Here is an 8,535-nt window from a genome sequence, read left to right as displayed (position 1 = left end):
GGTCGAGCAGTACCGCCAGCAGAAGAATTACGAACAGGCGCTGAAGGTGATGGCGACGCTGCGTCCGCACGTGGACGCGTTCTTCGACAAGGTGATGGTCATGGTGGAGGACGAGAAGGTCCGCAGCCACCGGCTGGCGATGCTACGGGACCTGCTGGCGAGTTTCTCGACCATTGCGGATTTTTCGGAGATCGTGACCGAAGGGAAGAGCGCATAGAAGCAGGTCCCTCACGGCTGAAGCCGTTCGGGATGACACAGGTTCATTCAATTCGCACTAATAGAGAGGACACAATCTTATGAGCACCACAGTAGCGGAAGTCGAGCACGTAGAAGCCGGCGCGAAAGTGACCAAGCATGTTTACTTTTTCGGCGGAGGGAAGGCCGAGGGTAACGGGAAGATGAAGGATGAGCTGGGCGGCAAGGGCGCCGGCCTGGCGGAGATGACCAATGCCGGGCTGCCGGTGCCTCCGGGCTTCACCATCCAGACCGAAGCCTGCCGCGTGTACATGCGCAGCCAGGGCCGGGTGCCGGCGGAGGTGGACCGCGAGATGGAGGCGGCGCTGGCGCGGCTGGAGGAGCTCCAGGGACAGAAGCTGGGAAAGGGCAGCAACCCGCTGCTGGTGAGCGTCCGGTCGGGCGCCAAGTTCTCCATGCCGGGCATGATGGACACGATCCTCAACCTCGGCCTGAACGACGAATCGGTCGAAGTCCTCGCCAAAAAGAGCAACAACCCGCGCTTCGCCTACGACTCCTACCGCCGCCTGATCCAGATGTTCGGCAATGTAGTGCTCGACATCGAGAAGCCGGCCTTTGACCAGGTCTTCGACGGCAAGAAGAAGCAGCGCAAGGTAAAGCTCGACACTGAGCTCGACGCCAAGGCGCTGAAGGAGATCATCGAGGAATACAAGAAGGTGGTGAAGAAGCACGCCAAGCGCGACTTCCCGCAGGACCCGCACGAGCAACTGGTGATGGCGCGCGATGCCGTGTTCCGCTCCTGGGAGAATGACCGGGCGAAGCACTACCGCCGCATCAACAACATCGACGATATGCTGGGCACCGCGGTGAACGTGCAGGCGATGGTCTTCGGCAACCTGGGCGAGAGCAGCGGCACCGGCGTCGGTTTCACCCGCAACCCGGCCACCGGGGCGAAGGAATTCTACGGAGAATTCCTGATGAACGCGCAGGGCGAGGACGTGGTGGCCGGCATCCGCACCCCGGTGCACATCAGCGAGCTGAACAAGATCAACCCCGGCGCGTACAAGCAGCTGCGGGAGATCACCACGCGGCTGGAGAAGCACTACCGCGACATGCAGGACTTCGAGTTCACCATCCAGGAAGGCAAGCTGTACATGCTGCAGACGCGCAACGGCAAACGCACCGGGCGCGCCGCGGTGCGGATCGCCATCCAGATGGTGGAGGAGGGGCTGATCAGCAAGGAAGAGGCCATCTTCCGCGTCGATCCCAACCAGCTCTACGATTTCCTGGTGCCGGCGCTCGACGAGAAGAGCGCCAAGGTCGAAGTGCTGGCCACCGGGCTGCCGGCGTCCCCGGGGGCGGCTGTCGGACAGGTCTTGTTCACCGCCGATGAAGCGGTCGCCAAGGCGGGGCATGGGGCAAAGAAAAACCCGGTGATCCTGGTGCGCAGCGAGACCACGCCGGAAGACATCCACGGCATGGAGGTCGCGGTCGGCATTCTCACCTCGCGCGGCGGCATGACCAGTCACGCCGCAGTCGTGACCCGGGGCATGGGCAAGTGCTGCGTGGCCGGGGCCGGCGAGATCGAAGTGGATGACAAGGCGCGCGAGATGCGGGTGAAGGGCCAGGTCTTCAAGGAGGGCGACTGGATCTCGCTCGATGGCACCACCGGGCGCGTCATCAAGGGCAAGCTCAACACGGTGCCGCCTTCGGCCGAGGACCCGGAACTGCAGAAGATCATGAGCTGGGCCGAGCCCTTCCGCAAGATGGGAGTGCGCGCCAATGCCGACATCCCGCGCGATGCCATCCAGGCGCGGGCCTTCGGCGCCGAGGGCATCGGCCTCTGCCGCACGGAACACATGTTCTTCGCCGAAGATCGCATCGCCCACATGCGTGCCATGATCATGGCCAGCAACGAGAAGGAGCGGCGGGCGGCGTTGCGCAAGCTGCTGCCCTTCCAGCGCTCCGACTTCATCGGCGTGTTCCGCGCCATGGACGGCTTCCCGGTCACGATCCGCACCCTGGACCCGCCGCTGCACGAGTTCCTGCCCAGCCGCGAGGAGCTAATGGTGGAGATCGCGGTGCTGGAAGCCACCAAGCCGCGCTCGCCCAAGCTCAAGGAGCTGCGCACCGTCCTGAACCGAGTGAACCAGCTGCACGAGCTGAATCCCATGCTCGGGCACCGCGGCTGCCGCCTGGGCATCACCTATCCGGAGATCACCGAGATGCAGGCGCGAGCCATCTTCGAGGCGGCAGCCCAGGTGGCGAAGGAGGGCGTGAAGGTGAAACCGGAGATCATGATCCCGCTGACCGCGAGCGTGAAGGAGTTCGCCAACCAGGCGGCGATCGTGCGCCGAGTAGCGGACGAGGTGTTCGCCGAGAAGGAGATCAGGGTGGAATACCTGGTGGGCACCATGATCGAGCTGCCGCGGGCCGCGCTGGTGGCGGACGAGATCGCCAAGGAAGCTGAATTCTTCAGTTACGGCACCAACGACCTGACCCAGACCACCTTCGGCTTCTCGCGCGACGACGTGAACAAGATCCTGCCGACGTACATCGCGGAAGGCATCCTGAAGCAGGACCCGTTCGCGGTGCTGGACCGCGAGGGCGTCGGGCAGTTGGTACGGCTGGGCACGGAGCGAGGACGGAAGACACGTCCCGACCTGAAGGTGGGCATCTGCGGTGAACACGGCGGCGAGCCGCAGTCGGTGGAATTCTGCTACCAGGTAGGGATGAACTACGTTTCGTGCTCGCCCTTCCGGGTGCTGACGGCGCGGCTGGCGGCAGCGCAGGCCGCGGCCAGCGAGGGCAAGGCGGAAGCGGGAAGGACAAAATGACAAGAGGACGGGCGGGGACGCCCGTCCCTAGGCAAGAAAAGCCCGGCCGCGAGGCCGGGCTTTCAATCTCGTGCGCTCTTACTGGATCGGCTGTCCGAGGGCGTAGCAATCGGCCACGCTGACCGAGCTGAATTTGACGATGCCCGAGGTATCCACGCAGAAATAACGTATGCCGCTCTGCTGCGGGGCCAGAGGCGCTCCCGAGTATTGATAGCCGACGGTGAGGGCGCCGGACTTGATGCACACGCCATTGGTGAACTGGTAACCGGCCTTGAGGCCGCCGCGCAGGGTATCGTCGATGATGCCGGCAGCGGTGTTGTCGGGCGGAGTCTTCCCGCCGCCCAGCGAGATCAGGCTGCAGGCGAAGCCGAAGGTCGGATACGTGGAGTAGTAAGTATTCTCCGCGGTGGTGAGGGTACGCAGGGAATTGACCGCCGAAGCTTCATTGGCGGCAATCCGAGAGCGCAACAGGTTGGGGATGGCAATGGCGGCAATCACCAGGATGATCGCTACCACGATCAGCAACTCTATCAGGGAGAAACCGGATTGGCTTCTCATCTTTGGCCTCTGGAACATGTTTATCCCTACGCCTTGAAGACAAGCAATTCGACCGCCGAACCCCCCGAGGACCCAGGGCTATTAAGCCACAGTCTACGAACGACTTACCAGTATCAAACTGGGGTCTCGGCCCCCCGGTTGGCGATTTGAGGCATTCCCGATGGCATAAATTGTCAACCGGGGCGATCCTGGGAACGTGAAGCGGGGTGCAGCCCAGGTACCTTAAGTAATTAGACTCGAAGTTGCAAACAGAAGTAGATTAGGGACTGTGGTAGAAGGAGCATATCCCCCGCGGGCTGAAGGTGTGTTCCGGCGATGCTCGATAAGAAACAGCTGAAGGTCCAAGGGTTGCGGTACGCGCGATCGCTGCAGGTGGTCGTGCGCACGGTGGTGATGCTCTCGCTGGACCACAAGGTGGCGGCGGGCCCGCTGCAGGCCAGTTTCGATTCGCTCAACCATCTGCTGAAAGAGACCGGGCGGTTCACGCTGGGGTTCGTCGAGAACCGGATCATGCTCAACAACCTGCTCACCACCGACGCGGGCCTGGTCCAGCTGGAGAACGAATTCCTGAAGCGCGGCTATGGGGCGGTGACCTTTGAGCCGGGGCTGACGCTCTCGCGCTATAAGGCCGCGATCTCCGTACTGTCGGCCAATTCCAAGGTGATCGCAGAAGCCGGGGGCGCCAAGAAGTATCTGGACATGAACCCCCTGGAAGGGGTCCGGGTCTTTCCGGCGGGGAAGAACCAGGCGCGAACGGATTCCGGCGACACCATCCTGGAGACGGAAGCGGAAGCCTTCCTGGCAAGCAAGCAAAGGGAAGAGATGGCCCTGGGAGGCGGCGGGGGCTATGCCGGGCTGGATGCGCTCACCATGCTGCTGGAATCGGCGTGCATGGAACGCAGCGAGGCGCTGGGTGTCGGCGGCCCCAGCGACATCATGAAGCTGATCGGCCCCACGGTGGAGGCAGCGCTGGTGGACCGCCGCGGCGACCCGGAAAAATCTTGCATGGCGCTGGCCAGGATCCTGCAGGAGGTCTCCCCCGACATGGTGATGGGGTCCTTTCCCGCCCACAAGCAGGCGGAGCTGAAGGACGCGCCCCCGGAACAGGTGGCGAGCGAGTTCGTGGAGGACACTGCCATCCAGTGGGCGGTGCAAAAGCTGGCGACCGCGCCCACCGGCCCGGAAGCGATGATCGTCGAGGAAGACGTGGTCCGGGTGCTGGTGCGCAGCCTGCAGGCCACTCGCATGGCCAACCGCATGGCCAGCAAGCTGGCGACTTTCGTCAAAGAGCACGTTTTTCCGCCCACCACCTATCAGAAGATCCAGGACGAACTGAAGTGGGTGGCGCTGCCGACCAGCCAGAAACATGCCGACCTGATGGCGGTGAAGCGTTTCACGGTGGTCGAGTTCCGGCGATTGATCGAGCACCTGCGGGACTTGCTGAAGGAGAAGGAAAACGACAAGGCGACGGAGCTGGCCAAGCACTACTTCGATTCGCTGGATGGGCCCGAACTCTACCCCGACGAGTTGAGCCGCGGGCCTGAGCTGATCAACCTGATGTCGCGGGTGCGCACCGACTTTGCCGTGAGCACCGCCCAGCGCCTGAGCCGGGCCCTGCTGCGCGACGACGTGAACCAGTTCGTCCATTTCCAGCTGGCCAACAGCCTGGTGATCCTGTCGAAGAACCTGGCCACGTACGAGGAGTTCGACACCATCGTGGAGATCGGCACCGCGATGGAAAAGTCCCTGACGCGCGACCCCGGGCTGCACGTGAAGTGCTGCTCCAATGGCCTGGCGGCACTGCTGCCTCCGGCGGCCGTGGAGCGGACGGTCGAGCTGCTGATGCAGAAGAAAGACGACCCTGCCTGGACCAAGACGGCGATGCTGCTGGTGCGCTGGAGCGGCACGCCCGCCATCCAGAAGCTGTTCTCCATGTTGGAGAAGGAGCAAGTGGCGACCAACCGCATGGCGCTGCTGCGGTTCATCGCCCAGACCGGGAGCGTGGCGGTGGAGACCGCGCGCCGCCAGCTCTCCCATGAACGCTGGTACGTGGTGCGGAATGCCTGCAAGCTGCTGGGCGAGCTGAAGGACGCCGAACTGCTGTCGCACCTGACCCCAGTGCTTCAGCACCCCGACGAGCGGGTGCAGCAGGCGGCATTGACCGCGCTCAACAAGAACCGGGTCGAAGGACGCGGCCAGGTGATTGCCGAGAACCTGGCGACATTCGGCCCGCACGTGCAGGAGCAGGTGCTGGAAGAGCTGCTTTACCTGCGCGACCCGGCTACCCTGACCGCCCTGGCGCAGTTCGTCTTCGTCGATGGGAGGGGCAAGCTGACCGCTGCGCAGAAGGCGGTCCAGGCCATCGCCGCCAACCCGGCGGAACAGAGCGTGGAACTGCTGGCCAACGTGCTGTGCGAGGCCGAGTTGGAGCCGGCGCTGCGGCGTACTGCGCTCAATGCGCTCCGCAACCATCAGTCGGAGGCGGCGCAGCAGCTCTTGGCCGACTTCGTGGCGCGATTCCCCAACGACCCGCTGGCCACCGATGTCCAGCGCTCAGTGAGGACTGCCGCGTCCTGATCCTCTCTCTTCCCCGGCTGCCTTCGGCACGCTTCAGTGCTACCATGAACTTTCCCAACTCATAGGGAAGGCGCGCGATGTGGGCGCGGCGCTCGGAGGTATCCGTGCACGAGGAAACCTTCCAGGCGATGCGCCAGAGCATTCTGGACGGCGCCCCTGACCACGCCCGCGTGCTGGCGCAGCGCGCGCTCCAGCTTGGCATCGATCCCCTTGAATCCATCAACACCGGCTATCTTCCCGGAATGACTGCAGTGGGGGAGCTGTACGGCGCCGGACGCATGTTCCTGCCCGACCTCATGGCCTCGAGCGAGGCCATGACGACGGCGATGGCGGTCCTGGAGGACGAACTGCGCCGCGCCGGGGGCGAGCGGGACGTGCGTGCGACCGTGGTGCTGGGCACCACCAAGGGCGACATCCACGAGATCGGGAAGCGGCTGGTGGGCACGCTGCTGGCCGCCAACGGATTCCGCGTCCATGACCTCGGGGCGGACGTGGACAGCGCCGCCTTCGTCGGCAAGACGCGGGAGCTCGGAGCCGACATCGTGGGCGTCTCGGCGCTGCTCACCACTACCATGGCCGGCCAGAAGAAGGTCGTCGAAGCGTTGGGTGAGGCGGGCTTGCGCCCGCGGGTGAAGGTGATCGTGGGCGGGGCCCCGGTGACGCGCCAATGGGCGGAGCAGATCGGGGCGGATGGCTACGCCAAGGACGCGATGTCGGCGGTCGCGCTGGCCAAGTCCTTGCTGCCGGCGAGGGTGCCGGCATGAGGCCTCGGCTCGAACTGCTGGACAGGAAGCTGGTCGAGCGGGTGCTGGGCGAAGCATTCCAGCTGCTGCGGGAGCCGGGCGTGCGGGTGGCGGACGCGGCCGCCGATCTGCTGCGTCCGGCCGGCGTGCAGGTCGAGAACGGCGTGGCCCGCATCCCCGAAGCGCTGGCGCGGAACGCGCTGGCACACGCGCCGCGCGAGTTCTGGCTGCATACCCGCGAAGGGAAGCCGGCCGTCCACTATGGCGGCGATGACGTGTGCTTCGACCCGGGATCGTCCTGCCTCAACATCCTCGACGCAGACTCGCGACAGCCGCGCCCGGCGATGGTCGCCGACCTGGTGCGCATGGTACAGGTGGTGGAAACACTTCCACCGTACAGCGCCCAGTCCACCGCCATGGTCTGCAACGACGTGCCCCAGGAGATCGGGGACTTCTACCGCCTCTTCCTGGTGTTGTGGCATTCGAGCAAGCCGGTGGTGACCGGGTCATTCTCCGCAGCGGGGCTGAGGCCGATGCTCGAACTCCTGGCCGCCGACGCCGGCGGACAGGACGCTCTACGATCCGCGCCCCGGGCGGTCTTCGACGTGTGCCCATCGCCGCCATTGAACTGGTCGGAGTTCGCTGCCGAGAACCTGGTGGAGCTGGCACGGGCTGGAGTGCCGGCGGAGATCGTATCCATGCCGCTGGCCGGAGCGACCGCGCCCGTGACCCTGGCCGGCGCCGTAGTCCAGCACGCGGCGGAGTGCATCAGCGGGATCACCATCCACCAACTGGCGAGCCCGGGTGCGCCCATCGTCTGGGGAGGCGCCCCGGCCATCTTCGACATGCGCAGCGGCACGACCCCCATGGGAGCCATCGAGACGGTGATGCTGGACCTGGCCTGCGCGCAGGTGGGGAAGGCGCTGGGATTACCCACGCACGCTTACCTGGTCGCCGGCGACGGCAAGCTGGTGGACGCCCAGGCCGGCATGGAGAGCGGGATCTCGTGTGTGCTGGGAGCGCTGGCCGGCATCAACATGATCTCCGGGGCCGGGATGCTCGACTTCCTGGCCTGCCACAGCATCGAGAAGCTGGTCATCGATGCCGAAGCCATCGCCTCGGCGCAGCGCCTGCTCGAAGGTGTCGAGGCGCGAGGCGAGGCCCTGGCCACCGCCATGTTCGCGCAGACCGGGCTGGCAGGCGATTTTCTGAAGCTGAAAGAAACCCGCGCTTTGTTCCGCCAGGAGCAGCATTTCCCCTCCTCGGTGATCGAGCGTGGCGGTCCGCAAAGCCAGGGAGCCAGCGACACGTTTGAGCGGGCCCGGCGCCGGGCCGACGAACTGGTATCGAGCTATCAGAGACCGGGAGTGCGGCCGGAAGTCGAGCGGGCGCTGCGGCAGATCGCGGAGAGGGAATTGGCCCGTTGTGGTCGCACCAGCTTGATGGGGGTCTAAGGCGCCGCCCCCGAGAATGCGTGTGGTTCTTTAGGTGTCTAGGGTAAACGTGTAGAGCGATGCCACTTGGCGTGCAGCCAAATCAGACTGCCGATGGCACAGACTTCCAGAGGACCCGGGGTCTCCCATAGAGCATCGACGATTCTCAGGTGGGTGGCCGTCACATGGACG

General features: G+C 64.9%; 6 protein-coding genes. 5 read left to right on the top strand and 1 reads right to left on the bottom strand.

All coding sequences use genetic code 11. The features are described from left to right. The coding region (locus VMS96_10715; GenBank protein ID HVP43896.1) for a DALR anticodon-binding domain-containing protein at positions 1–217 on the top strand (217 nt) is incomplete at its 5' end. Positions 218–296: 79 nt separating this feature from the next. Further along, positions 297–3,032 carry a pyruvate, phosphate dikinase gene (ppdK, locus tag VMS96_10710; GenBank protein HVP43895.1) on the top strand — a complete coding sequence of 912 codons (2,736 nt, stop codon included), beginning with the start codon at positions 297–299 and terminating at the stop codon, positions 3,030–3,032. 78 nt (positions 3,033–3,110) lie between these two features. Here the strand turns inward: ppdK and VMS96_10705 are convergent, their stop codons facing one another. After that, a complete protein-coding gene (locus VMS96_10705) occupies positions 3,111–3,590 on the bottom strand; it encodes a prepilin-type N-terminal cleavage/methylation domain-containing protein (protein ID HVP43894.1) in 480 nt (159 codons plus the stop codon). A gap of 315 nt (positions 3,591–3,905) precedes the next feature. Here VMS96_10705 and VMS96_10700 point away from each other — a divergent pair, with 315 nt between their 5' ends. The 3 genes from VMS96_10700 (at position 3,906) to VMS96_10690 (ending at position 8,364) form a co-directional block, all read left to right on the top strand. After that, complete coding sequence (locus tag VMS96_10700; protein ID HVP43893.1) at positions 3,906–6,167, top strand: HEAT repeat domain-containing protein; 2,262 nt, start codon at positions 3,906–3,908, stop codon at positions 6,165–6,167. A gap of 104 nt (positions 6,168–6,271) precedes the next feature. Continuing rightward, positions 6,272–6,931, top strand: a complete 660-nt coding sequence (locus VMS96_10695; protein ID HVP43892.1) for a corrinoid protein — start codon at positions 6,272–6,274, stop codon at positions 6,929–6,931. Further along, complete coding sequence (locus VMS96_10690) at positions 6,928–8,364, top strand: trimethylamine methyltransferase family protein (GenBank protein HVP43891.1); 1,437 nt, start codon at positions 6,928–6,930, stop codon at positions 8,362–8,364. Before VMS96_10695 ends, VMS96_10690 begins: the two co-directional genes overlap by 4 nt. Positions 8,365–8,535: the final 171 nt, after the last annotated feature.

The organism is Terriglobales bacterium, from assembly GCA_035543055.1.
In the GTDB taxonomy this organism is placed as follows: domain Bacteria; phylum Acidobacteriota; class Terriglobia; order Terriglobales; family Acidobacteriaceae; genus JAIQFD01.
This window is presented reverse-complemented; position numbering and strand designations above follow the sequence as displayed.

What these genes read in the sequence shown, in the direction of transcription:
- ppdK (HVP43895.1), top strand. Translation starts at nt 297, where the DNA reads ATGAGCACCACAGTAGCGGAAGTCGAGCACGTAGAAGCCGGCGCGAAA.
- VMS96_10705 (HVP43894.1), bottom strand. Translation starts at nt 3,590, where the DNA reads ATGAGAAGCCAATCCGGTTTCTCCCTGATAGAGTTGCTGATCGTGGTA.
- VMS96_10700 (HVP43893.1), top strand. Translation starts at nt 3,906, where the DNA reads ATGCTCGATAAGAAACAGCTGAAGGTCCAAGGGTTGCGGTACGCGCGA.
- VMS96_10690 (HVP43891.1), top strand. Translation starts at nt 6,928, where the DNA reads ATGAGGCCTCGGCTCGAACTGCTGGACAGGAAGCTGGTCGAGCGGGTG.